The organism is Streptomyces sp. NPDC059398 (assembly GCF_042751845.1).
Taxonomy (GTDB): domain Bacteria; phylum Actinomycetota; class Actinomycetes; order Streptomycetales; family Streptomycetaceae; genus Streptomyces.
The window spans coordinates 10,117-33,422 of sequence record NZ_JBHYWP010000093.1; the positions used below are offsets into that span (position 1 = coordinate 10,117).

Annotated in this window: 20 protein-coding genes and 1 tRNA gene; 11 read left to right on the plus strand and 10 right to left on the minus strand. The window is 72.0% G+C overall.

What is annotated here, in order from left to right; genetic code table 11:
* From ACFXBC_RS27285 to ACFXBC_RS27300, 4 genes are all read right to left on the minus strand, one after another.
* On the minus strand, positions 1–976 hold a 976-nt coding region (locus ACFXBC_RS27285), incomplete at its 3' end, for an AAA family ATPase (RefSeq protein WP_385029863.1).
* Positions 973–2,574: a hypothetical protein gene (locus ACFXBC_RS27290; RefSeq protein ID WP_385029866.1), complete on the minus strand. Its 1,602-nt coding sequence runs from the start codon at positions 2,572–2,574 to the stop codon at positions 973–975. The genes ACFXBC_RS27285 and ACFXBC_RS27290, both read right to left, overlap by 4 nt.
* Positions 2,565–3,953, minus strand: a complete 1,389-nt coding sequence (locus ACFXBC_RS27295) for a hypothetical protein (protein WP_385029869.1) — start codon at positions 3,951–3,953, stop codon at positions 2,565–2,567. The genes ACFXBC_RS27290 and ACFXBC_RS27295 overlap by 10 nt, the downstream gene beginning before the upstream one ends.
* A complete protein-coding gene (locus tag ACFXBC_RS27300; RefSeq protein ID WP_385029871.1) occupies positions 3,844–4,761 on the minus strand; it encodes a phosphatase PAP2 family protein in 918 nt (305 codons plus the stop codon). The genes ACFXBC_RS27295 and ACFXBC_RS27300 overlap by 110 nt, the downstream gene beginning before the upstream one ends.
* 198 nt (positions 4,762–4,959) lie before the next feature.
* Here ACFXBC_RS27300 and ACFXBC_RS27305 point away from each other — a divergent pair, with 198 nt between their 5' ends.
* Positions 4,960–5,556, plus strand: a complete 597-nt coding sequence (locus tag ACFXBC_RS27305; protein WP_385029874.1) for a histidine phosphatase family protein — start codon at positions 4,960–4,962, stop codon at positions 5,554–5,556.
* 109 nt (positions 5,557–5,665) lie between these two features.
* Here ACFXBC_RS27305 and ACFXBC_RS27310 read toward each other — a convergent pair whose 3' ends face one another.
* Positions 5,666–6,991, minus strand: coding sequence for a hypothetical protein (locus tag ACFXBC_RS27310; RefSeq protein ID WP_385029877.1), 1,326 nt, complete (start codon positions 6,989–6,991; stop codon positions 5,666–5,668).
* A gap of 214 nt (positions 6,992–7,205) precedes the next feature.
* Between ACFXBC_RS27310 and ACFXBC_RS27315 the strand changes: the two genes are divergently transcribed.
* Together ACFXBC_RS27315 and ACFXBC_RS27320 are read left to right on the plus strand one after the other, a co-directional pair.
* Positions 7,206–7,643, plus strand: a complete 438-nt coding sequence (locus ACFXBC_RS27315; RefSeq protein ID WP_385029880.1) for a hypothetical protein — start codon at positions 7,206–7,208, stop codon at positions 7,641–7,643.
* A gap of 119 nt (positions 7,644–7,762) precedes the next feature.
* Positions 7,763–8,626, plus strand: a complete 864-nt coding sequence (locus ACFXBC_RS27320; RefSeq protein WP_385029883.1) for a spermidine synthase — start codon at positions 7,763–7,765, stop codon at positions 8,624–8,626.
* Positions 8,627–8,688: 62 nt separating this feature from the next.
* Here ACFXBC_RS27320 and ACFXBC_RS27325 read toward each other — a convergent pair whose 3' ends face one another.
* Positions 8,689–9,264 carry a hypothetical protein gene (locus tag ACFXBC_RS27325; RefSeq protein ID WP_385029886.1) on the minus strand — a complete coding sequence of 192 codons (576 nt, stop codon included), beginning with the start codon at positions 9,262–9,264 and terminating at the stop codon, positions 8,689–8,691.
* Positions 9,265–9,351: 87 nt separating this feature from the next.
* On the opposite strand from ACFXBC_RS27325, the gene ACFXBC_RS27330 reads away from it, so the two are divergent.
* From ACFXBC_RS27330 to ACFXBC_RS27365, 8 genes are all read left to right on the plus strand, one after another.
* Positions 9,352–10,041 (plus strand): response regulator transcription factor, encoded by a 690-nt coding sequence (locus tag ACFXBC_RS27330; RefSeq protein WP_385029889.1) that lies wholly within the window; start codon positions 9,352–9,354, stop codon positions 10,039–10,041.
* Positions 10,038–11,498: an ATP-binding protein gene (locus ACFXBC_RS27335; protein ID WP_385029892.1), complete on the plus strand. Its 1,461-nt coding sequence runs from the start codon at positions 10,038–10,040 to the stop codon at positions 11,496–11,498. The genes ACFXBC_RS27330 and ACFXBC_RS27335 overlap by 4 nt, the downstream gene beginning before the upstream one ends.
* Positions 11,499–11,630: 132 nt before the next feature.
* Positions 11,631–13,145 (plus strand): cellulose binding domain-containing protein, encoded by a 1,515-nt coding sequence (locus ACFXBC_RS27340; protein ID WP_385029895.1) that lies wholly within the window; start codon positions 11,631–11,633, stop codon positions 13,143–13,145.
* Positions 13,146–13,798: 653 nt separating this feature from the next.
* Positions 13,799–15,124: an ABC transporter substrate-binding protein gene (locus ACFXBC_RS27345; RefSeq protein ID WP_385029898.1), complete on the plus strand. Its 1,326-nt coding sequence runs from the start codon at positions 13,799–13,801 to the stop codon at positions 15,122–15,124.
* 155 nt (positions 15,125–15,279) lie between these two features.
* Positions 15,280–16,278 carry a carbohydrate ABC transporter permease gene (locus tag ACFXBC_RS27350; protein ID WP_385029901.1) on the plus strand — a complete coding sequence of 333 codons (999 nt, stop codon included), beginning with the start codon at positions 15,280–15,282 and terminating at the stop codon, positions 16,276–16,278.
* 15 nt (positions 16,279–16,293) lie between these two features.
* A complete protein-coding gene (locus ACFXBC_RS27355) occupies positions 16,294–17,208 on the plus strand; it encodes a carbohydrate ABC transporter permease (protein ID WP_385029904.1) in 915 nt (304 codons plus the stop codon).
* Between the two features lie 151 nt (positions 17,209–17,359).
* A complete protein-coding gene (locus ACFXBC_RS27360; RefSeq protein WP_385029907.1) occupies positions 17,360–18,817 on the plus strand; it encodes a GH1 family beta-glucosidase in 1,458 nt (485 codons plus the stop codon).
* 238 nt (positions 18,818–19,055) lie between these two features.
* Positions 19,056–20,105, plus strand: coding sequence for a LacI family DNA-binding transcriptional regulator (locus tag ACFXBC_RS27365; protein ID WP_385029910.1), 1,050 nt, complete (start codon positions 19,056–19,058; stop codon positions 20,103–20,105).
* A gap of 135 nt (positions 20,106–20,240) precedes the next feature.
* Here ACFXBC_RS27365 and ACFXBC_RS27370 read toward each other — a convergent pair whose 3' ends face one another.
* From ACFXBC_RS27370 to orn, 4 genes are all read right to left on the minus strand, one after another.
* Positions 20,241–20,927 (minus strand): peptidoglycan-binding protein, encoded by a 687-nt coding sequence (locus ACFXBC_RS27370; RefSeq protein WP_385029913.1) that lies wholly within the window; start codon positions 20,925–20,927, stop codon positions 20,241–20,243.
* A gap of 253 nt (positions 20,928–21,180) precedes the next feature.
* Positions 21,181–22,125 carry a zinc-binding alcohol dehydrogenase family protein gene (locus ACFXBC_RS27375; RefSeq protein ID WP_385029916.1) on the minus strand — a complete coding sequence of 315 codons (945 nt, stop codon included), beginning with the start codon at positions 22,123–22,125 and terminating at the stop codon, positions 21,181–21,183.
* A 292-nt stretch (positions 22,126–22,417) separates the two neighbouring features.
* Positions 22,418–22,490 (minus strand) — tRNA-His (locus ACFXBC_RS27380).
* Between the two features lie 124 nt (positions 22,491–22,614).
* On the minus strand, positions 22,615–23,217 hold the full coding sequence (gene orn / locus ACFXBC_RS27385; RefSeq protein ID WP_385029919.1) for an oligoribonuclease: 603 nt from the start codon (positions 23,215–23,217) through the stop codon (positions 22,615–22,617).
* Positions 23,218–23,306 lie beyond the last annotated feature (89 nt).

The following is a 23,306-nucleotide window of genomic DNA, read 5'->3' on the forward strand; positions in this document are numbered from 1 at the left end:
CCGCGCGGGGTGCGGCCGCGCACCCCCGTCTGCGCCCCCCCCCGCGCCCCCGGGGCCCGGGCGCGCCTCCCCCCCGCGCGGCCCCCCCCGCCCCCCCCCCCCCCCCCACCACCAGGGCGACCGCCCGTACCGCATCCGGATCCGTACGCGGGGTGTGCCGCGCGGGCAGTTCGAGCAGGCCCCAGCCCGTCTCGGCCGCCTCGTCCAGCACCCGGTCGGGGCCGGAACCGTCCGACGCCACCCCGAAGGTCAGCCGCCGGTCACCGTGGCCGGTGCCGCTGCGGAACGGTGTGTACGGGTAGAACGCGTCCGAGACCAGCGGCGCCGCCGATGCCGGCAGCCGCCAGGAGACGGGCAGCCGGTGCTGGGGCAGCTCCGGATTGTGCGCGAGCAGGGTGGAAACCGCGCTGGACGACGGGTCGTACGCCAGCCCCGCCCACTGCTCCGCGCCGACCACGCTGAACGGGTCGAGCTGGCCGGGATCGCCCACGAACAGCGCCCGTTCGAAGAGTCCGGCCACGGCAAGCAGGGCGTCCGAGCGCATCTGGTACGCCTCGTCCACGATCGCGTGCCGCCAGGGCTCGACGCCCTTCACATGGGCCCACTTCGCGGCCGTCGAGATCACCACGTCGAGCCCGGCGAGATCGGCTGCCTTGGCGGACTTGCGGACGTTCTCCAGCTCGTCCAGCGCCTTGTCGTACGGGTCGGGGTCGCTGCTGTGCAGCCGGCCGACCGGCAGCTCGGGATCCTTCCCGGCCAGGCGCACGACCAGGTCGTCCACCTGGGCGTTGGTCTGCGCGACCACCATCAGGGGGCGCCCGGCGGCGGCCAGCTCACGGGCCGCGCGCACCACGAGCGTCGACTTGCCCGCGCCCGGCGGTGAGTCGACCACCACTCCGCGGGCGGTGCCGTGCAGCGTGTCGTCCAGGATGGCCCGTGTCGCGCGGGCGGCCTCCGCACCGGGGTCGAAGCTCACAGCAGGTCCTCGGGGGTGACGGGGTCGGGGAGCAGCGCGGGGGCGGCGGTTTCCGGCGGACCGCCGTGCGTCCACGGGGTGTCCTCCTGCGCGGGCAGCTCGGGCCCGCCCCGCGAACTGTGCTCGAACAGCGTCCAGCAGAGCCGGTCGCCCTTCTCCGGCACGGTCCCCGGGGCCGGATCCCTGGCGCGTCCCATGCCGTTGGTCAGCCGCAGCACCAGTGAGCCGTCCTCCTCGTACCGTACGAACTCGGCGGTCTGCGCCTTCGGCGGGTCGCCGGGGAGCGTGCGGTGGACCTTGGCCCGCTCGCCGATGTGCGGTGTGTCGTCGGTGCGGAGCGTCACCAGGGGGCGCGGGCTCGGGCGCTTCGACTCGCTCCACGCCATCACCACATCCGTCACCTCACCGGCGAACGCCTCGCCCGCCAGCCGCCGCCCGGCCATCACCAGCGGATCGTCCAGTGCCTCCTGCGCCTCCAGCTGTGTCTGCGCCGTCTCGCGGGTGGCGAGCTTCTGTGCCGCGGTCACCGCGTCGTCCCGGCGTGGCTGCGGCGGCTCGCCCGCCCGCACCCGGTCCCGGTGGCCGGTGAACGACCAGCGGTCCCGGGTCCACCGTTCAGCCGCCCTGGCCCCCTCGGGCAGTGTGCGCAACAGCCCGACCGACTGCCAGACCGCGTCCCAGGTGGGGCGCAGCTGCCCGGCGAGCAGCCGGTGGATCTCCCGCTCGGCCGCCGTCAGCTCGCCGAGCCGGTCGTCGGCTGCCGGTCCGTCCTCGGCGGCGGCCAGTGCCGTACGCGCCGTGTCGTACCGCTCCACCGCCGGCGCCAGCAGCCGGTTGTCGAAGGCCGGGTCGGTGGCGGGCCCGGCGGGCGGGCAGAGCAGCTGCCCCTCCCGGTCGCGCCCCAGCTCCGCCCGGAGCGCGGCCTCGGCGCCGGACACCCCGTCCGCCGGGTCGATCCAGCCGAGGAGCGCGCCGAGGTGCTGGTCCTCAAGACTGCTCTGGCCGGTGGCCCAGTGACGGTTCAGCAGGTCGGTCGCGGCGAGCAGCAGCGAGGAGCCCGGGACCCGGGCGCGCTCGCCGTAGTGGGTCAGCCAGCGGCCGAGGAGCGGGACCCGGGGCGGCGCCGGGTAGGGCGTCTCCGGATCCTCGTCGGCCGTACGCCGGAAGCGCATCGAACGCCCGAGGAGCCGGACGAAGTCGATGCCCGCCCGGCCCGGCACGATCAGCTGCGGGGCGTCCGCGCACAGCTCGGTCTCGACCTTGACCTTCTTCCCGGTCTCCGGGTCGGTCTCGGAGCGCTCGGCGGCCTCGACGTCGTCCGCGTACCCGTCGATGTACGGCAGTACGGCGTCGGCCAGCTCGGCCAGGAACGCGAACCGCAGATCACGGTCGCGCGGCTGGGCGACGGTCAGGAGCCTCGGGGCTTCCGGGTCCGTCCCGACGAGCGCGCCGAGCGGGGCGCCGGCCTCGCCCGCCGTGGTGAGGGGGACGAGGACCAGCGGGCGCGGGGAGAGATGGCGGTGGCGGACGGTGGCGGTGGGCTCCGCGCGGCCGGACCGCACCGCCTCAAGGCGGGCGAGCGTACTGATCAGTGACATGGCGGCGGACCCTCCTGCCCGTGGGGCACCCGGTCCTGACGCGTCTGCGGCGGCAGCGTCTCGAGCCCTCGCGCCCCTTCCGCCAGTGCCTCCGCCCGCAGCGCCGCGGCCCTGCGCAGCGCGGCCACGGCCGGGTCGGACGGATCGCCCTGCTCGCCGTGGGCCGCGGCCAGCACCGCGTCGACCGTCGTGAGCCCGCCCAGATCGCCGCGGAGCCCACGGCCCAGCGCCTCCACCGCGCCCGTCTCCTTCGCCCGGCCGCGGCAGTGGAAGGCCAGCTCGCAGGCGGCCAGGCACTCCGGTGCGTAGGCCGCGCCCACCGACTCGACCGCCGCCGTGAGCTCGGCGGGCGGCAGGGACGGGTCGAAGGTGGTGCCTTCGGGCAGGGCCGCGGCGATGTCCTCGATACGGGTCAGCCGGGTCAGCTGACGGCGGGTCACCGAAAGCTGCTTGCGTACGTCGACGGCCGAAGCCGTCGGCAGGTTGGAGAAGTCCTTGGGGCAGACGAGCAGGATCCGGTCGTGCACGGAGGCGCGGCCTGCGCCGCGTGCGTCGTGATCCCGGTGCTCGTCGCCCAGGCCGTCTCCGCCGCCTCCCAGGTCTTCGCCGTCCCTGCCGCGTACGCCGTCGTCCCCGCCGGGCACGGCGTCGTCCCCGCCGCGTCCGTCGCCGCCCCCGCCGTTGACATGCGCCGCGATCCGTTCCAGCGCGAGTACGTACACCGCCGACTGCCGGGCGGCCGCGCCCACCTTCGCCGCGTCCGCCGACGCGTCGATCATCGGGAACGACTTGATCTCGATCACCGTCCACCGCCCGGACGGGTCCACCACCACCGCGTCCGGCTCCAGATAGGCCGGGGAGCCCGCCACATCGAGCGCCAGCATCGGATGGTCGAACAGGGTCCACCCACCGGCATCGGTGGCCTCCCGCAGGGCCAGCGAGGTGCGCGCTGCGCGGCCTTGGGGGCCGGCCGCCGTGAGATCGGGGACCGAGACGCCCACCGGCTCGGCCGTGCCCATGTGCTCGGCGAGCAGCCGCATCAGATCGGCTCCGCCATCGGCCTTCACCCTCGCCTCGAAGGCGTTGCCCCGCATGAAGGCGAACTGGGACTGGCCGAAGGCCGAAGGGGAGCCGAGGGCCTGGGCGAGGACCGTCTTGTTCACCCCGGCGCCGTCGAGCAGCGCCCGCCGCTCGCAGCCCGGGTTGGCGGCGAGGGCCGCCAGCGCGCGGGCGTCCAGCGGCTGCGGCGCGACGGACGGACCCCGCAGCTCAGCGAGCCGCTGTCGCAGTGCCGTCGTCGGCGGTGTCGCCCGCCGGCCCGGAAGAGGGCGAGGGGGTGGAGGAGGCGGATGAGGTCCGCTGCCCGGGGAATCGCTCACCCGGGGAAGTCTTGCATCCGGCACCGACAACCGGGGAAGGAACGTCGGCCGTACCGGAGGAGAAACGTGCCCGTACCCTGTCGGCCAGCCGCACCGCGGGCCGGGCGAGCAGCAGCCCCACACCCATCACCGCGACCCCCGCGATCGCGTCGAGCAGATAGTGGTTGGCCGTGCCCAGCACCACGAAGGTGATGGTCAACGGGTAGAGCACCCCGAGTATTCGGGCCAGCGGTGTACGGCCGTAGCGCCACAGCATCACCCCGCACCACAGCGCCCACCCCACATGCAGACTCGGCATCGCGGCGAACTGGTTGGTCATCCCGCCGAGCCCGCGCGGCGCACTCGCGTCATCGCCCCACCAGCCGTACGAGCTGTACTGCGCCATCGTGTCGACGAAACCCTCCGACGACGCGAGCAGCCGCGGTGGACAGGTCGGCGTCAGCGTGAAGCCGATCAGGCCGAGCAGCGTGGACACCATCAGCCAGGTGCGTGCCATCCGGTACTGGGCCGGCCTGCGGCGGAAGAGCCAGATCAGGATGGCCGGGGTGACCACGTAGTGCAGCGAGGCGTAGGCGAAGTCGGCGGGTATCCCGATGGCAGGGGTGTGGGTGAACAGCCTGTTCAGCGGGTGTTCGATGTTGATGTGCAGAAACTTCTCGGCATGCAGCAGCGAGAGCCCGTGCTCGATCGCGTCCTCGGTGTTGCCGCGGGCCAGCAGCCGGCCCGATGAGTACGCGGTGTAGACAACAGCGATCACCAGGAGCTCTGTCCACCAGCGGGGCCGGTCACGGTGCGCGGTGTACGGCATCCGAATGCTCTCCATCGTCAGTTCAAACGGGGCCTGTCACCCGGCGTACCACCATAGGGCGTATGGAATGACAAGTTCAGGCGGCCCCTCTCCGCAGGGGCACGGTAAGGGGGACGCCGGAGCCGTCCGCCGGGTTGCTCCCCGACCCCGTACGCGATGATGGGACAAGCATCACGACACCCCCTGGGAGAGAGCGTCATGGCACCCCGCATGCTGCTGGTCCGGCATGGACAGACCGCATGGTCGCTGTCCGGGAAACACACCGGCAGAACGGACATCCCCCTGCTCGACGAGGGGCGCGAGGGGGCCAAGCTCCTCGGGGAGCGTCTGCACCGGGCTCCGTGGGACGCCGTGCCGGACGCCCGGGTGCTGACCAGCAGGCTGCTGCGGGCGAGCGAGACCTGCGCACTCGCCGGGTTCGCCGGCCGCGCGCGGGAGTGGGACGCGCTCCTGGAGTGGGACTACGGGGCGTACGAGGGAATGACCCCGGCCGAGATCCAGGCGGTCAGGCCGGGCTGGTTCATCTGGCGCGACGGCGCCCCCGGCGGGGAGTCCGTGGCCGATGTCACCGCACGCGCCGACGAGGTGGTCGACCGGATCCGTACGGGCGGCCACGACGTCCTGGTCTTCGCGCACGGCCACATCCTGCGGGCGCTCGCCGCGCGCTGGCTCGGCTACGACCTGACCTTCGGGGCCCGCGTCAGGCTGGCCCCGGCGTCGCTCTCGGTGCTGGGCTGGGCGTACGACGCCCCCGCGGTCGAGCGGTGGAACGACACCGGGCACCTGGAGCGGTAGCCGTGGCTGGAGCGTGGCCGTGAACGGCACCGGGCACTCGGACCGGGCCGGGAGACCCCGCTCGGGACGGGCCCCGCGGCCCCGCCCCCGGTCCGAGGCGGGGCCGCCCTCAGACCAGCCGCGGGACCGACGCGTGCCGCTCCAGGAAGGCCGGCACCCCGGCCGCCCTGCGCTGGGCCAGCAGCCTGCGGGCCGTGCCCGCCAGCATCGCCTGGATACGGGAGGACCGGACCTGGTCCAGCAGGTCGAGCACCTGGTGCCCGGCCGCCGCCGCCCGGTCGGGCGCGCCGGCCCTGGCCAGATCGTCGGCCAGCTGGGCACGGTAGAGCGCCAGATTGCGGGCGAAGTGCGGATCCTGGAGCTCCGCCGCGCGCTCGGCGTGCCGGGCCGCGCGCGGCCAGTCGCTCAGCGCCGACCAGCACTGCGCCTCCAGCATCTCCAGCTCGGCCTCCACGAAGAAGGTCATCCACTCCGGATCATTCTCCGAAGCGCCCTGCGCGAAGAGGGACTTGGCCCGCCCCAGCGTCTCGGAACAGGCCGTACGGTCACCGAGACCCGCCCAGCCGCCCGCCTCCCGCAGGGTCAGCAGCGACAGCAGCCGGGGCGAAGCCAGCTGTTTCGCCGCCCGCTCCCCGGCCTGCGCGGCCCGCACCGCCTCCCGCGGCCGCCCCGCGTCCCGCGCCAGGAACGCCGTATTGCAGAAGGCGTGGGCCTCAAGCGCGGGATCACCGGAGACCCGGGCGGTCGCCAGGGCCTCCGCGTAGTGGGACCGCGCGTCGTCGAAGCGGCCCGAGTCATGGGCCAGCCATCCCACGGAGATGGCCAGTTCACCGGCGCCCGCGTGCAGCCGGTCGGCCGCGGAGCGGCGGGCGGTGCCCGCGTCGAGCAGGGCGTACGCGGCTTCCAGTGGCTGCGCCGCCCGCTGGTAGAGACCGGCGGCGCCGTGCCGGTCGTCGAGCAGCCTGATCTGCCGCACGGCCTCTTCGACGGCGCTCACCTCCGCCTCGCCGACCTGGCGCGGGGACGGTACGGGGGCCGGACGGAGGCCCAGTGAGACGGCGGCCACCGCGGCGGAACCGCCGGCCATGAATGCGCGACGCAGCACGTCGCTCTCCTCGTTGTTCTGGCTGGTGTGGGGCTGGGACGGTGATACGCGACCGGGACAGACACCCCGCCCGCGCACCACCCCCCGGTCGGAGAACCCCAGATCCTTCAGGGTCGAACCGGGGAACATATGCAGGAACACTCGCTCGTACGCGTAGTTGGGACAGCGGATCTCGCCGGCCTCGACACGTCCGACGTACCGCGCGTCGCAGGAGACCTGTTCGCCGATCTCGCGCGCGGCCCGGCGGATCGCCGCCGCGAACTCACCGGGCGAACGCTGTCCGCGCAACTCCCGGAAAGCCGGGTTGCGTACCTCCCGTGACATCGCCATGGCCGAGCCCTCTCTGGCGGATGGTGCTGTCGGACCGGACCGCTCCGGCGCGCAAAACGTACCGTCTGTGATGAGACACACACAGCCGGTATAGCTACAAAACGGATATCTCACCCGCGATTTGCCATGAACTGCCATCCTTTACGGCGGCGATGCGCCGTAGCCCTTGACGTCCGCAGGCGTTGAACCTTGTGGAGAACGAGGAGGGGTTGCCTTGTTGGAGACCGGTACGGAGACGAGCGGTTCGAGAACGACCGCCCGGCACACACCCAGTCAGGAGTGCAGCGCGCCACCCGACGGCGCGGCCGAAGCGTGCGATCTGGTGACGGTCCCGGCGCGGCAGGGGCTGGAGGCCGTGGACATCCTGCGCAGGGGGGCGGACTCGGCCGATGTCGGCCCCGTCCTGCACGACGGCGCCTGCGACACCCTCGGATTCCTGGTGCCGCCCGGTACGGCCGACGGCTGGGACCTGCCGGGCAGCGCGTGTACGCAGACCAACGGACGCGGGCTGCGGATCCCCGACGAGCCGCCGGTCCGGGGCACCGGCTGGCTGCTGCCGCCCGAGACCGCGCCGGTCACCGACCCTTCGGTGCTCAGGGCGGCACTCGGCGAGGCGGCCCGTCTGATCGAGGCGGCGGACAACCGCCGGTGAGCGGCCCGGCGGGCTGGGCGCCGATACCGGCTGGGTCCCGAAGGCGGCTGGGCCCCGGTGCCGGCTGACCTCCGGCACTGGCTCAGCATCGCGCCCGGCTGAGCACCGATACTGGGGGAGTGGCGAAGAACAAGCGGCAGGGCCGTTCCGCACCGGAGTCCGTCGTCGAGCAGGTGGACGGCGGGACCGCCGAACTCAGGCCCGACCGGGACCGCCCGCGCGCCTGGACGCTGCTGATCGACGGCGCCCCGCAGTCCCATGTGGACCTCGACGACCCCACGTACCTCGACTTCGAGTACCAGCGCAGGCTCGGCCATGTCATCGACCTCGTGGCACCGCCCAGACAGCCGCTGCACGTCGTACATCTCGGCGGCGGGGCCTTCACCCTCGCCCGTTACACGGCGGCGACCCGGCCCCGCTCCACCCAGCAGGTCGCCGAGGTGGACGGCCCGCTGGTCCAACTGGTGCGCAGAGTCCTGCCGCTGGACCCCGGCGCCCGGATCCGCGTCCGCTCCACCGACGCCCGCGCCGCACTCGCGAAGATCCCGGACGGCTGGGCGGACCTGGTCGTCGCCGATGTCTTCAGCGGTGCGCGCACCCCCGCACATCTCACCAGTACGGAATTCCTGGCCGAGGTCCGCAGGGCGCTGAAACCCGGGGGCTGGTACGCGGCGAACCTCACCGACGGCCCGCCGCTGACGTATCTCCGCGGCCAGATCGCGACCGCGGCACAGACCTTCCCCGAACTGGCCCTGGCGGCCGAGCCCGCGGTGCTGCGCGGCCGGAGGTTCGGGAACGCGGTGCTGGTGGGGTCGGCGCTCCCGCTGCCCCTCGCCGAGCTGACCCGCCGGGTGGCGGGGGACGGGCACGCCGGGCGGGTCGAGCACGGCCGGGGGCTGACGGACTTCACGGGCGGCGCGAAGCCGGTACGGGACGCCGACGCGCAGGCCCCACCCGCGCCGCCGTCCGCGGTCTTCCGGTAGCGGGGGAGCGCGAGTTCACCGGCCCTGCCGTTGCGGCCCGGCAGCTCAGGTGGTCGTCCCGCTCAGTGGTCGTCGACCTCCACCGACGGCCTGTGTCCGTTCCAGGTGCAGAACAGCGACACCGAGCGCGGCCCCTGCGTGAAGGTCACCCGGATCCACTCCGGCTGCTTCCAGACCCGCATCTGCCAGCCGTCCGCGGGGGTCGCCGAGACCAGCGCGGCCGAGTCCGCCCCCAGATCGAAGACGGACCGGCCGCCCGAGGTCGCATAACTCCGGACATCACCGGACGAACCGCTCGGACTCCCGGACCCCGCCGGGCCGTTCGGCGCGGTGGAGTGCGAGGGCGCGGAGGACGGTGCCGAGGGGGATGGCGAGGAGCGCAGGTTCCGGGACGGGTGGGCCGGGGAGGCGGAAGGCGATCCGCCCCCGGGCCGCCGCCCCGTCCCGGGGGACGCGGAATCCGGCTCCTCGGGCCGGTGGGTGGCCGACGAGAGCAGCTGGGGGCTGCCCGCCGGAAGCGCCCGGGGCAGGTCATAGGCGGTACCCGCCATCACCGAATGCACCCCCCACCAGGTCAGCGTCGTCGCCGCGCAGGTGGCGAGCGACCACGCCAGGGCCTGAGTCAGTCGCCGGATCATCGCGCCATACTGCCTCACCCGCCCCACGGGTGTCGCGACACGGCGACTCACCCACCCGCCGCCCCCGAATGGCGTACGGTGCCGCCCATGGCAAGTGTGCTCGTGGTCGAGGACGACCAGTTCGTACGCTCCGCCCTCATCCGGCACCTCACCGATGCCTCTCACACCGTACGGAGCGTCGGCACGGCTCTGGAGGCGCTGCGCGAGGTGGCCCATTTCGAGTTCGACCTGGTCATTCTCGATCTGGGCCTGCCCGATCTCGACGGGGCGGAAGCGCTGAAGATGCTGCGTGGCATCACCGACGTACCGGTGATCATCGCCACCGCGCGGGACGACGAGGCGGAGATCGTCCGGCTGCTGAACGACGGCGCCGACGACTACCTCACCAAGCCCTTCTCGGTGGAGCATCTGTCGGCCCGGATGGCGGCCGTCCTGCGCCGCTCCCGCAGCCGGTCGGCCGCCGAGCCGCCTCCGCAGCTCATCCGCGTCGGCGGGCTCTGTGTCGACCCGCTGCGCAGACAGGCGGAGCTGGACGGGGCCCGGCTCGACCTGACCCGGCGCGAGTTCGACCTGCTGACCTTCCTCGCCGGACGGCCCGGAGTGGTCGTCGCGCGCAGGGAACTGCTCGCCGAGGTGTGGCAGCAGTCGTACGGCGACGACCAGACCATCGACGTCCACCTCTCCTGGCTGCGCAGGAAACTCGGCGAGACCGCCGCTCGTCCCCGCTATCTGCACACGCTCCGCGGTGTCGGGGTGAAGCTGGAGCCGCCCCGATGAGGTGGGCGCTGGTCAAGGTGGCGCTGGCCGCCACCGCCATGGTCGTGGTGGCCTTCGCCGTACCGCTCGGTCTGGTCATCAAGGAGATGGCCGGCGACCGGGCCTTCGCCGGCGCCGAGCGGAACGCCTCGGCCCTCGCCCCCACCCTCTCCATCACCACCGACCGCCTCCCCCTGGAGAAGGCCGTCGCCTCCACCCCGGCGGGCGCGGCGGGCCGCGTCGCCATCCATGTGCCCGCGCCGGGCGGACCGGGCAGCCGGCCCACCGAGATCGGCCACCGGCGGGCAGCGGCCGAGGACATCCAGGCCGCCCGCAGCCAGGCCATGATCACCGAAGTGCCCGGCGGCTCCGCGCTCCTCCAGCCCACCGCACTGCCCAGCGGGAAGATCGCGGTCGTCGAGGTGTACGTACCGGACGCCGAGGTCTCCCACGGGGTCGGCACCGCCTGGCTGGTCCTGGCAGGTGTCGGTATCGCGCTGGTCGTCGGCTCGGTCGCGGTCGCCGACCGGCTCGGCGCCCGGATGGTGCGCCCCGCGCAGCGGCTCGCACGGGCGGCGCGCGAGCTGGGCGACGGCAGGCTGTCCGTACGGGTCACCGAGGAGGGACCGGCCGAACTGCGCTCGGCCGCAGGGGCGTTCAACTCGATGGCCGACCAGGTCGTCCAGCTCCTGGACAGCGAGCGCGAACTGGCGGCCGACCTCTCGCACCGGCTGCGCACCCCGCTCACCGTCCTGCGGCTCAACGCCGCGTCGCTGGGGGAGGGCCCGGCCGCCGAACAGACCCGTGCGGCCGTCGAGAAGCTGGAGCTGGAGGTCGACACCATCATCCGCACCGCCCGGGAACAGCGCCCGCAGAGCCGGGGCCGGCCGGGCGCGGGCGGGAGCTGCGACGCCTCCGAAGTGATCCGCGAGCGGATGGCCTTCTGGTCGGCGCTGGCGGAGGACGAGGGCCGTACGGTACGGCTGGCCGGTGTGGGCCGGCCCGTGCACATCCCGGTGGCGCGCTCCGAACTGGCCGCCGCACTCGACGCGTTGCTCGGAAACGTCTTCCGCCACACCCCCGAGTCCACCCCCTTCTCGGTGGACGTGCACCAGGCGGATGGCGCCGTCATCGTGCTCGTGTCGGACGCGGGTGCGGGCATCGCCGACCCGGTGGCCGCCCTGGCCCGCGGCAACAGCGGCCGGCGGACGGGCTCCACGGGCCTCGGCCTGGACATCGTGCGCCGGGTCGCCGAGTCGACCGGCGGTGACCTGCGGATCGGCCGCTCGGTCCTCGGCGGCACCGAGGTCCGGCTCTGGATCGCCCTCGACTCCGGTGGCGCCCCGCGCGCCCACGGCCACCGGGTACGGGGGCGCAGGCGCGGGGCGCTCCGGGGGGCCGTGCCGGGGGCCGCGCCGGGCCGGTCCGGGGCCGGCGCGGACGGCCGGTCCGGGGCGGCTCCGGACCCCCGGAATTAACCGCTCCCTTTCTCTTCCTTAAGCCCGCCCTAAGATCCTCGGCTTCTCGCCCGAACCGCCCAATTGTCCGGTTCGCCATCGCTAGCGTGCTGCCCACACCCCCCACTTCCGTCACGCAGAGGCAGGCACGCCATGAGTACGAGGACCCACCGGCGCAAGGTGAGCGGCAGGACCAAGGCGATGGGCGCGGTCGTGGCCGCGGCCGTCGCAGGGGGCGGCGCGTTCGCACTGACCGGTACGGCGCACGCCGCCGACGTGGGCGCCGCCTACACCAGGACCAGTGACTGGCAGGGCGGTTACACCGGCCAGTACGTCGTCAGCAACGACGCGGGCAAGGCACTGACCGACTGGAAGCTGGAGTTCGACCTGCCCGCCGGGACGAAGCTCAGCTCGCTCTGGAACGCCCGGTCGACGGTCGACGGACAGCACGTCACCGTGCGCCCCGCGAAGTGGGACACGGCGGGTATCGCCGCGGGCAAGTCCCTCACCATCGGGTTCGTCACCTCGTCGGGCACCACCGCGGGCGCCCCCACCGGCTGTGTCATCGACGGCGCGAAGTGCTCGGTCGACTCCGGCGGCGCGCCCGCGCCGAGCGGCCGTCCCACCAAGCCGTCGCAGCCGTCCCGGCCCGCGCAGTCCTCGCAGCCCTCGGGCCCGGCGAAGCCGGCAGCGGGCGCGGGAGCGTCCACGGACTCCTCGTCGAAGTCCGGCCCCGCGTCCACCGGAACCACCGCCACCGGGACGGGCACCTCGTCCGGTGCGGGCTTCGCCCCGTACGTCGACACCTCGCTCTACCCCGCGTACGACCTGCTCGGCACCGCGGCCAAGACCGGTGTGAAGGAGTTCAACCTGGCCTTCATCACCTCGGGCGGCAGCTGCGCCCCGCTCTGGGGCGGCGCCACGGGACTCGGTGACGACAAGGTGGCCTCGCAGATCAGCGGGTTGCGGGCCAAGGGCGGTGATGTCCGGGTGTCCTTCGGCGGCGCTTCCGGCACCGAGCTGGGTGCGGCCTGCTCCTCCGCCGAGGCGCTGGCCGCGGCGTACGGCAAGGTCATCGACGCCTACAAGCTCACCAAGGTCGACTTCGACATCGAGGGCGGCGCGCTGCCGGACACGGCGGCCAACACCCGCCGCGCGCAGGCCATCGCGCAGCTCCAGAAGTCCCACCCGGGGCTCGATGTCTCGTTCACGCTGCCGGTGATGCCCGAGGGGCTGACCCAGCCCGGCGTGGACCTCATTGCCAACGCGAAGAAGAACGGCGTGGACATCTCCGCCGTCAACATCATGGCGATGGACTACGGGCCCTCCTACAGCGGGGACATGGGTGACTACGCGACCCAGGCGGCGACCGCGACACAGGCGCAGATCAAGGGAGTGCTCGGGCTCTCGGACGCCGCTGCGTGGAAGGCCGTGGCGGTCACCCCAATGATCGGTGTCAATGACGTCAACACCGAGAAGTTCACGGTGGACGACGCCAAGCAGCTGGCCGAGTTCGCCAAGGCGAAGGGGCTCGGACGGCTCTCGATGTGGTCGGCCGCCCGGGACCAGGAGTGCCCGGGTGGTGCGAAGGACTCGGCCGACCCGACGTGTTCGTCGGTCGTCCAGGACGAACTGGCCTTCACCAAGGCATTCGCCGCCAACAGCTGAGACAGCCAACAGCTGAGACAGCCGACAGCTGACGCCGCCAACGGCTGACGCCACCCACAACTGACCTCACCCACAGCTGACGCCCCCTCAAGACGGACGCCCCGGCCGGTTCACCCCCCACCCGGCCGGGGCGTTTGCCGTGCGCGGACCCACCACCGTCCCGGACAACCCCCACCCCTCGTTCTCCCGGTCGGAGTTCGGAGGAAAAAGGCGTAACCCGCCCCGGGCGCGGCCCCCTTCCAAGCCCCGTTCATCTCCCGGTATGCAGCCGTGATCCAGGCCCCAGCGCGGTCCTCCCCGGATCAGCGGCCGGGTGATACACCACCACCACCCCGCTGATCTGCGGGAATTGACCCGCACCCGGTGCTGCCCGCAAACGGCGTCCCCGGTGGCAAGAGCCGTGCCGGACACGTTCGCGTGACGTGCGGGACACGCTCGGGCAACGGAACCGCCTTCAACTCTTGACACCCACCCCTCCAAGGCAGCAACCTTCCGGCATCGGCGCATGGGAGCGCTCCCACATCGCACGGGTTTTTCCCGTACGGACTGAACGGCCCGTGCCTCCCCCCTTGCACTTCCCGGCACTCGCACTCACCAGCGCGTATGCCGCGCAGTAAGAACGCCAGTCCCACCCTGGAACAAGGAGTAGTGGAATGCGCATCACCCGCACCGTCGGCGGCCGCCGCCGCAGAGCAGCGGTCATCGCCACCACGGGCCTGACAGCGACCGCCCTGTTGCTGGCCGGCTGCAGCAGCGACTCGTCGGACTCGGGCAAGAGCACCGACGCCGACGGGAACATCACCCTGACCGTCGCGGACTACGGGCAGTTCGGCTACAAGGAGGCCGGGCTCTTCGCCCAGTACCACAAGCTGCACCCGAACATCACGGTCAAGGAAGACGTCACCGCTGATGAGAAGGTCTACTACCCCAAGATGCTCCAGGAGCTGAACGCGGGCAGCGGACTGGCCGATGTGCAGGGCATCGAGGTCGGCCGTATCAAGGAGGTCGTCGACACCAAGGCGAACGACTTCGCGGACCTCAGCAAGGTGATCAACGTCGGTGACTGGCTCTCTTGGAAGGAGAAGCAGGCCACCACGTCCGACGGCGCGGTGATCGGCGCGGGTACGGACATCGGCCCCATGTCGCTCTGCTACAACACCGAACTCTTCAAGAAGGCCGGGCTGCCGACCGACCGTGCCGCCGTCGCCAAGAAGGTCGCGGGCGGCTGGAACTCCTACCTCCAGCTCGGTGAGGAGTACAAGAAGAAGGCCCCCGCCGGTACGTACTTCATGGACTCCGCGAGCGCCATGTTCAACGCCGTGGTGAGCTCGAACGCGAAGCAGTACTACGACGCGAGCGGCAAGGCGATCTACAAGGACAGCCCCAGCGTGAAGGAGGGCTGGAACCTGGCCGCCGACGCCGCGTCGAAGAAGCTCACCCAGGGCCTCGCCCAGTTCAACGACCCGTGGGTGGCCGCCCTGCGCAAGGGCACCGTCGCCACGGTGGCCTGCCCCGCGTGGATGGCCGGTCAGATCTCGACCAACGCCGGTGCGGCCAACAAGGGCAAGTGGGACATCACCACGGCCCCCGGCTCGTCGGCCGCCAACTGGGGCGGTTCCTTCCTCGCGGTGCCCAAGAAGGGCAGCCATGTCACCGAGGCCGGCGCCCTGGTCAAGTGGCTGACGGCGCCCGCCCAGCAGGCAGCGGTCTTCAAGGCGATCGGCGCCTTCCCGTCCAACAAGGGCGCGTACGACCTGCCCGAGGTGAAGAACGCCAAGCTGTCGTACTTCAACAACGCGCCGGTCGGCCAGATCTACGCCGACGAGGCCAAGACCATCCCGCTGGCCGTACTCGGTGAGAAGGACGCGGTCATCAAGGACACCTTCTCCACGCAGATCAACAACATGGAGCAGCGGGGCACCAGCCCGGACGACGCCTGGTCCGCCGCCACCAACGCCATCGACAAGGCAATCGGCTAGGCGCTCGGCTAGACACCTCCCGCGCGGATCCGGTCCGATCCGTACGGAAGGCACTGACCACCGCCGGGCGGGTGGCCCGCAACCGCCCGCCCGGCCCCCGCCGTCAGGCCGGCACCGCCACCCGGGCCGGCGTCCCCCAGGAAGGACTCCCGACTGTGTCCCTATCGGCACCCGCCCGGGATGCTCACACCCCGCCCCCCTCCGGTTCTCCGGAGACCTCGGCGGCCGACCGCCGGCAGAAGTGGCGCAGCAGGCTGTGGAGGTTCGACGACAAGGCATCGCCGTACGCCTACATCGCCCCGTTCTTCCTGGTCTTCGGCGCCTTCGGGCTCTATCCGCTGCTCTACACCGGCTGGATCGCCCTGCACCGGGTGGAGATGACCGGTCTCGACCAGATGCAGTGGGTCGGCTGGGCCAACTTCGACCGGATCCTGCACGACGCCGAGTTCTGGACGGCGGTCTCCAACACCTTCCTGATCGGTGTGATGTCGGCGGCCCCCCAGCTGCTCGTCGCGCTGGGCCTGGCCCATCTGCTCAACTACAAGCTGCGGGCCAGCACCTTCTTCCGCACCATCATCCTGACCCCGTACGCCACATCGGTGGCGTCGGCGGCCCTGGTCTTCGCCCTGGTCTTCCGGGCCGACGGCGGCCTGCTCAACTGGCTGCTGCACTTCATCGGCCTCGGTCACACCAACTGGGCCAACGGGCACTGGACTTCGAAGATCGCCATCTCGGTCATCGTCATCTGGCGCTGGACCGGCTACAACACCCTGATCTACCTGGCCGCGATGCAGGCGGTTCCCAGCGATCTGTACGAAGCGGCCTCCATCGACGGAGCCTCGCGCTGGCAGCAGTTCCGCAAGGTGACCATCCCCTCGCTGCGGCCGACGATCCTCTTCACGATCGTCATCTCGACCATCGGCTCCATGCAGCTCTTCGGCGAGCCGCTGCTCCTGGAGGGCGGCACCCTCGGCGCCACCGGCGGCAACGAGAATCAGTACGAGACGCTCAGCGTCTACCTCTACAACTACGGCTGGAATCTGGGGCACCTCGGTCCGGCCGCCGCGGTGGCCTGGGCGATGCTCGCCCTGCTGCTGATCATCGCCGCGATCAACTGGCTCATCGGCCGTTACGTACGCAAGTCCGCGGCCTGACCGGGAGCGAAATCCATGACCATGACCAGCCCCACCCACGCGCCAGGTCTCACCCCCCGGCCGGTCCCCGCACCCTCCGCGCCCCGCCGCCGCTTCCGGCCCGGCGCCGGCCAGCAGCTGAAGGGCGGCCCCTTCTCCTATGTCGCGCTGATCGCCGTCGGTATCGGCTCCATCCTGCCGCTGTACTGGACCCTGGTGGCCGCGTCCCACACCCAGGACGAGGTGCTGGCCAGTACACCGCCGTTCCTGCCCGGCGGCCGGCTCGTCCACAACCTCAACGCCGCCTGGAACCAGGCCCACCTCGGCAAGGCGATCGTCAACTCCGTCATCGTCTCCGGCTGCATCACCGCGGCCACGCTCTTCTTCTGCACGCTGGCCGGGTACGCCTTCGCCAAGATGCGGTTCCGGGGGCGCGGCGGACTGATGACCGCGGTCATCGCCACCCTGACCATCCCGCCGCAGCTCAGCGTCGTCCCGCTCTTCATGATGATGTCCAAGATCGGCTGGGGCGGGAACCTGGAGTCGGTGATCTTCCCGACCCTGGTGAGCGCGTTCGGTGTCTTCTTCATGCGGCAGTACCTACTGGAGGCGCTGCCGTACGAACTGGTCGAGGCGGCCAAGATCGACGGCGCCAACAACCTCCGTATCGTGCGCAGCGTGGTCCTCCCGGCGGCCCGCCCCGCGATGATGGTGCTGGGGATGCTCACCTTCGTCCAGGCGTGGAACGACTTCTTCTGGCCCTATCTCGCCCTCAACCAGCAGAACCCCACCCTGCAGGTCGCGCTCGGTCAGCTGAGCGCCTCCTACACGCCGGACCAGAGCATCGTGATGGCGGGCGCGCTGATCAGTACGCTGCCGCTGCTCGTGGTGTTCGTGATCTTCGGCAAGCAGATCGTCGGAGGCATCATGTCCGGCGCCGTCAAGGGGTGACCTCTGCGTCTCCCGTCCTCCCCGGTGCGTCCCGTACGGCCCGTGCCTGACCGCGAGCCGTACGGGACACCGGAGCCGGACCCGTTCCGTCTTCCCCACCGCCCGTCTTCCCCACCGCCCCTGTTCCGCCCACCCCTGGGAGCGCTCCCGCATGACCGTCGTACGATCCGAGACCACCACCCGTGAGCAGGCGCCCGAGGCGGCGGAATTCCCCGTGGGCTTCGTCTGGGGCGCGGCCACCGCCGCCTACCAGGTGGAGGGCGCCGCCGCCAAGGACGGCCGCACCCCCTCCATCTGGGACACCTTCAGCCACACCCCGGGCAAGATCCGCAACGGCGACACCGGCGACATCGCAGCCGACCACTACCACCGCTACCGCGACGACGTGGCCCTGATGAAGGAGCTGGGCCTCAAGGCGTACCGCTTCTCGGTCTCCTGGTCGCGGGTGCAGCCCACCGGCCGCGGCCCGGCCGTGGAGCGCGGCCTCGACTTCTACCGCAGACTCGCCGACGAACTGCTCGAAGCGGGCATCACCCCGGTCGCCACGCTCTACCACTGGGACCTGCCACAGGAGTTGGAGGACGCGGGCGGCTGGCCCCACCGGGCCACCGCCGACCGCTTCACCGACTACGCGGAGATCATGGCGGGCGCACTCGGCGACCGCGTCGGCATGTGGACCACGCTCAACGAGCCGTGGTGCTCCGCCTTTCTCGGTTACGGCTCAGGGGTGCACGCCCCGGGCCGCACCGAGCCCGCCGCGACCCTGCGGGCGGCCCACCACCTCAACCTCGCCCACGGCCGGGCGACCGAGGTGCTGCGCGGCCGACTGCCCGCCACCGCGCAGATCTCGGTCACCCTCAATCTCCACCAGGTCCGCCCGCTCACCGGCAGCGCGGCCGACGCGGACGCCGCACGCCGGATCGACGCCGTCGGCAACCGGATCTTCACCGGCCCGATCCTGGACGGCGGCTACCCCGAGGACCTGCTCGCCGACACCGCCCATCTGGTGGACTGGCCGGAGCTGGTCAGGGACGGCGACCTGGCCACCATCGCGGCGCCCATCGACGTACTCGGCGTCAACTACTACACGCCGACGCTGGTTTCGACCCCGGAGAGCGGTGCGGGGGACACCCGCGACGACGGTCACGGCAGCAGCGACCACTCGCCGTGGACCGGGTCCGAACATGTCGCCTTCCACCTCGCGGAGGGCAAGAAGCGCACCGCGATGAACTGGGCGATCGACCCCGACGGGCTCTACAGCCTGCTGACCGACGTCAGCAGGGAGCACCCGGGGCTGCCGCTGATGGTCACCGAGAACGGCGCCGCGTTCGACGACTACGTCTCGCCCGAGGGCCAGGTCGCCGACCCCGAGCGGATCGACTACCTGCGTGGCCATCTCGACGCCGTACGGCGGGCGGTGGCCGACGGCGCCGATGTGCGCGGCTACTTCCTCTGGTCCCTGATGGACAACTTCGAGTGGGGGTACGGGTATTCGAAGCGGTTCGGCGCGGTCTACGTCGACTACGCGTCCCAGCGCCGTATCCCGAAGGCGAGCGCCCACTGGTACGCCGATGTGATCCGGCGCCACGCGCTGCCGCCGGTGGACTGACCCGGCCGGACCCCGGCGGACGGCCGGAGCCGGGCAGCGCGCCCGGCCCGGCCCGTTCTGCGGCGGTCCCGTCGCCCCGTACAGTGGGAGCGCTCTACAGTGGGAGCGCTCCCATCGCGTTCTCCTCACAGGCGTGCGCTACGGGACGGGCCGGGCCCCGGGCGGGTCGAGGAGCCGGAGACCGGACTTGGTCCGGTTATCCGACTTGTGAGAAATTGACCGCGAACGGGAGGCAGCCATGACGGCAGCGCGAGTACGGAGCGGCGGGCGGCCCACGCTCGAAGAGGTCGCGGCACGGGCCGGGGTCGGCCGCGGCACCGCCTCCCGCGTCATCAACGGATCGCCCCGGGTCAGCGACCGCACCCGCGAAGCCGTCGAGACCGCGGTCGCCGAGCTGGGATACGTACCCAACCGGGCGGCCCGCGCGCTCGCCGGGAACCGTACGGACGCCATCGCGCTCGTCGTCCCCGAGCCGGAGACCCGCTTCTTCGCCGAGCCGTACTTCTCGGACATCGTCCGGGGGGTCGGCGCCGCGCTCGCCGACACCGAGATGCAGCTGCTGCTCACCCTCGTCGGCAGCGACCGCGAGCGCGACCGGCTCGCCCAGTACCTGGCCGCGCACCGGGTGGACGGGGTGCTGCTCGTCTCCGTGCACGCCGACGACCCGCTGCCCGACCTGCTCCAGCAGCTCGACATCCCGGCCGTGGTCAGCGGCCGGCGCTCCTACCAGGAGACGCTTCCCTCGGTCGACTCGGACAACTACCAGGGGGCGCGCAGCGCTGTCGGGCATCTGGTGGCGCGGGGGAGACGCAGGATCGCGACCATCACCGGGCCGTCCGACATCTACGCCGCGCAGTGCCGCCTGGACGGGTACCGCAGGGCGGTCGCAGCCGCGGGCGCGGACGGTGACGGGGCGCTCGTCGCCCCCGGCGACTTCTCCGAGGAGAGCGGCAGACGGGCGATGGAGCTGCTCCTCGACCGCCGCCCCGATCTGGACGCGGTGTTCGCCGCGTCCGACGTGATGGCCGCGGGCGCCCGCCAGGTGTTGCGCGAGCGCGGTCGGCGGGTGCCCGACGATGTGGCCCTCGTCGGGTTCGACGACTCGGTGATCGCCCGTCATATGGACCCGCCCCTGACGAGTGTGCGCCAGCCGATCGAGGAGATGGGCCGCGCCATGGCCCGTCTGCTGCTCTCGGAGATCGCGGCACACCGCTCGCCGGGGACGGCCGCCGTCGAGCGGTCCCAACTGGTGCTCCCGACGGATCTGGTGCCACGGCTCAGCTCGTAACGGCCTCGCGGCAGCGGCAGCAGCACCCGTACGTGTACCGGCAGCGGCACCCGTGTGCGTATCGGTCGCCGCACCCGTGCCCGCACCCGTACGCGTCCCGGTATGCGCATTCGGGCCGGCCCCCCGGCCCCGCGCTCAGTTGCCGCCCCCGGCGGGCGGGGTGCCCGGCGCGCGCAGCGGTTCGCGCGAGGTCTGGCCCGGAATGCCGCCGTCCGCCGCGCTCTTGCGAGCGTGCGCCGCGAACTCGGGCCAGCTGCCCGGGTCCTGATGGTCGTTCTCCGGCACCTGGGAGTGCCCGTACCAGCCGGCGGCGTGTTCCCAGGTGCTCTCCCTGCGGTGCGAGGTGAAGTCGGCCGGCCGGCCCATCGGCCAGGTGTCGGGCACACCCCAGGACTTGACCCAGCCGTTCAGGTCCGCCCAGCCCTTGCACGGGGTGTCCGTGAGCTTCGCGTAGACCTTGCCGTCCACCCGGCAGTACGGGAAGAAGAGCGCCTCGATCTGGATCACGACCGAGCCCGCCCGGTTGGTACGGGTGCCGCCCTCCCGGTCCACCAGGCTCTTCGCCCGTGAGGTGGCCGGGGTGAACTGGGTGAACCGCCCGGTGAACGGAGACCAGAGCAGATGCGGGGCGGCGGCCTTCCCGGTGGCGGTGCGCCCGAAGTGGTCGGCGAGCCGCTCGTACGGGACGAGGTCGGCGGGTTCGGCTGCGGTGGCGTTCTTGTCCCAGGTGATGTGGGCGACCGCCTTGGCTGGGCCGCCGGCTGTGGGCGCGTGGTCACCGGTGTCGAGGCGCTGGGCGCCGGGCATCCAGAGTTCGGACATGGTCTCTCCACAGCAGGGAGTGGCCCTGGGCCCGGGCGGCGCAGGGCAGGGGCCTGCTGCCAGGTCCAACCGGCGACCGGCGCCGTACGTCACGGAGACCGGGAGGGCGCACGGAGTGACCGGGAGAACAGCGGGAGCGGCGGCGGCGCACACGGCGGCGCACAGACGACGGAGGCCCGGCCTGTACGCGCAGACCGGGCCTCCGTCAGAAGATTCCTACGGGGTAGTGACAGCGGCCCTGCAACCGGCCCGCCTACGGAACCAGCACCACCTTGCCGAACAGGCCGCCGCCTTCGACCAGTTCATGTGCCCGACGCACCTGCGCCATGGGCAAGGCCTCGTGGATGACACCCCGCAGGCGCCCTGCTGCGGCGGCCTCGAACAAGGCCTCGGCGTGTGGTGCGATTTCGGCACCTGGAAGTGAACCGAGGCTGAAAGCAATGAAGGTGGGCGACCGGTGGTAATGCTGCAGCAGGGCCTTGCCGAACCCGGCGTCGGGAGATCCGCCCGCGGCGCCGCACAGGACAAAACGCCCGTTCGATGCCAGCCGACCGACCCATACGCCGATCTCGTCGCCGCCGACTGTGTCGAGCACCACGTCGTACTCCCCGGAGAAGCCGGCCTCGCTGCTGGGCACTACCCGGGATGCACCGAACTCGGCCAGCCGGTCGTCCGGTCTCGTGCGGGAGACGACGGCAGTGACGTCGGCCCCCTGAGCAGCAGCCTGCTGAACGGCCATCAGGCCGATGCCTCCGCGTGCTCCCCTGATCGCCACGGAATCACCGGGGCCGACACCGGCCTTTTCGAGACCGACGCGGGCCACCAGTCCGTTCACGCCGATGGCCACGGCCTCGTTCGCGCTGACGGCCGCCGGCACGGTGGCCAGACTGTCGGCTGCGACCAGTGCCTGCTCTGCGTATCCACCGCCCTGGACCACGGCGAACACGCGGCGCCCGACCCAACCGGCGTCCACGCCCTCACCCGCCGCCGTGACGACCCCGGCTATCTCCACGCCGGGGACGAAGCCCGGTACGGACAGCGGCTGGTACTCGCCTCGACGGGCCATGATGTCCACGAAACCGACCCCGCTGGCCTCCACCTGGACCACGGCTTGCCCTGCACCGGCCACCGGATCGGCCACCTCGGTCAGCCCGAGTGCGTCCGCGCCGCCGAAGGCGTCCACGACTACGGCCTTCACGCCCACCACCTCTGTTCCGTGCCTGTTCCCGTACTGCGCATGGCAACCATCAGGCAGCAACCGTTCATTCCCCGAAACGCGCACCTACGGAACGCCCGAAAGCCGACGAGTGATGGCGGTGGGCCGCAGACTCGGCAAGAAGTACTTGGACCGCAAGCGGGCCGGGCCCGCCGGTCACGCGGTGAACGCCCGCCGACCGCCCCGCGACGAGATCGCTTCAGCGCTCGATGTGGCAGGGAGCCAAACGACTGAGGGCTGACCCGCCTATGCAGGTCAGCCCTCAGTCACTGAGGGTGAGTAACGGGACTCGAACCCGCGACATCCTGGACCACAACCAGGTGCTCTACCATCTGAGCTATACCCACCATGACCGTGTCGTTTCCGACCGGCCGAGAAAAAGTGTACAGGGTCCGGGAGGGTGCTCGCTCCCGCCTTTCGGGCGGGTCCCCGGCGTTTTCCGTGCGCCCGCCCCGATCCGGACGCGCGGCGCTAATCCGCAGGCAGGACGTGCTTGGCCGCGATCTTCTTCGCGGTGTCCGAGTCCGGCCCAGGCTGCGGTACGAAGACCGCCTCCCGGTAGTAGCGCAGCTCCGCGATGGACTCACGGATGTCCGCCAGCGCCCGGTGGTTGCCCTTCTTCTCCGGGCTGTTGAAGTAGGCGCGCGGATACCAGCGGCGGGCCAGCTCCTTGACCGACGAGACATCCACGATCCGGTAGTGGAGGTAGCCCTCAAGGTCCTTCATGTCGCGCAGCAGGAAGCCCCGGTCGGTACCGACCGAATTCCCGCAGAGCGGCGCCTTGCCCGGCTCCTTCACATGCTCGCGCACATACGCCAGCACCTGCGCCTCGGCGTCGGCCAGCGTCGTACCGCCGTCCAGCTCGTCGAGCAGGCCGGATGAGGTGTGCATCTTCCGCACCACGTCGGGCATGGTCTCCAGGGCCCCGGCGGGCGGGCGGATCACGATGTCCACCCCTTCGCCGAGCACGTTCAGCTCCGAGTCGGTGACCAGTGCGGCCACCTCAATGAGTGCGTCGTCCGTCAACGAGAGCCCGGTCATCTCGCAGTCGATCCACACCATGCGATCGTTCATGCGCCCTACCTTAGACCGGCCGGCAAGGGGCGCCGCCGTCCCCCGGCGGCGGTCGGGGGGGGGGGGGGGGGGGGACCGCCCCCCCCCGC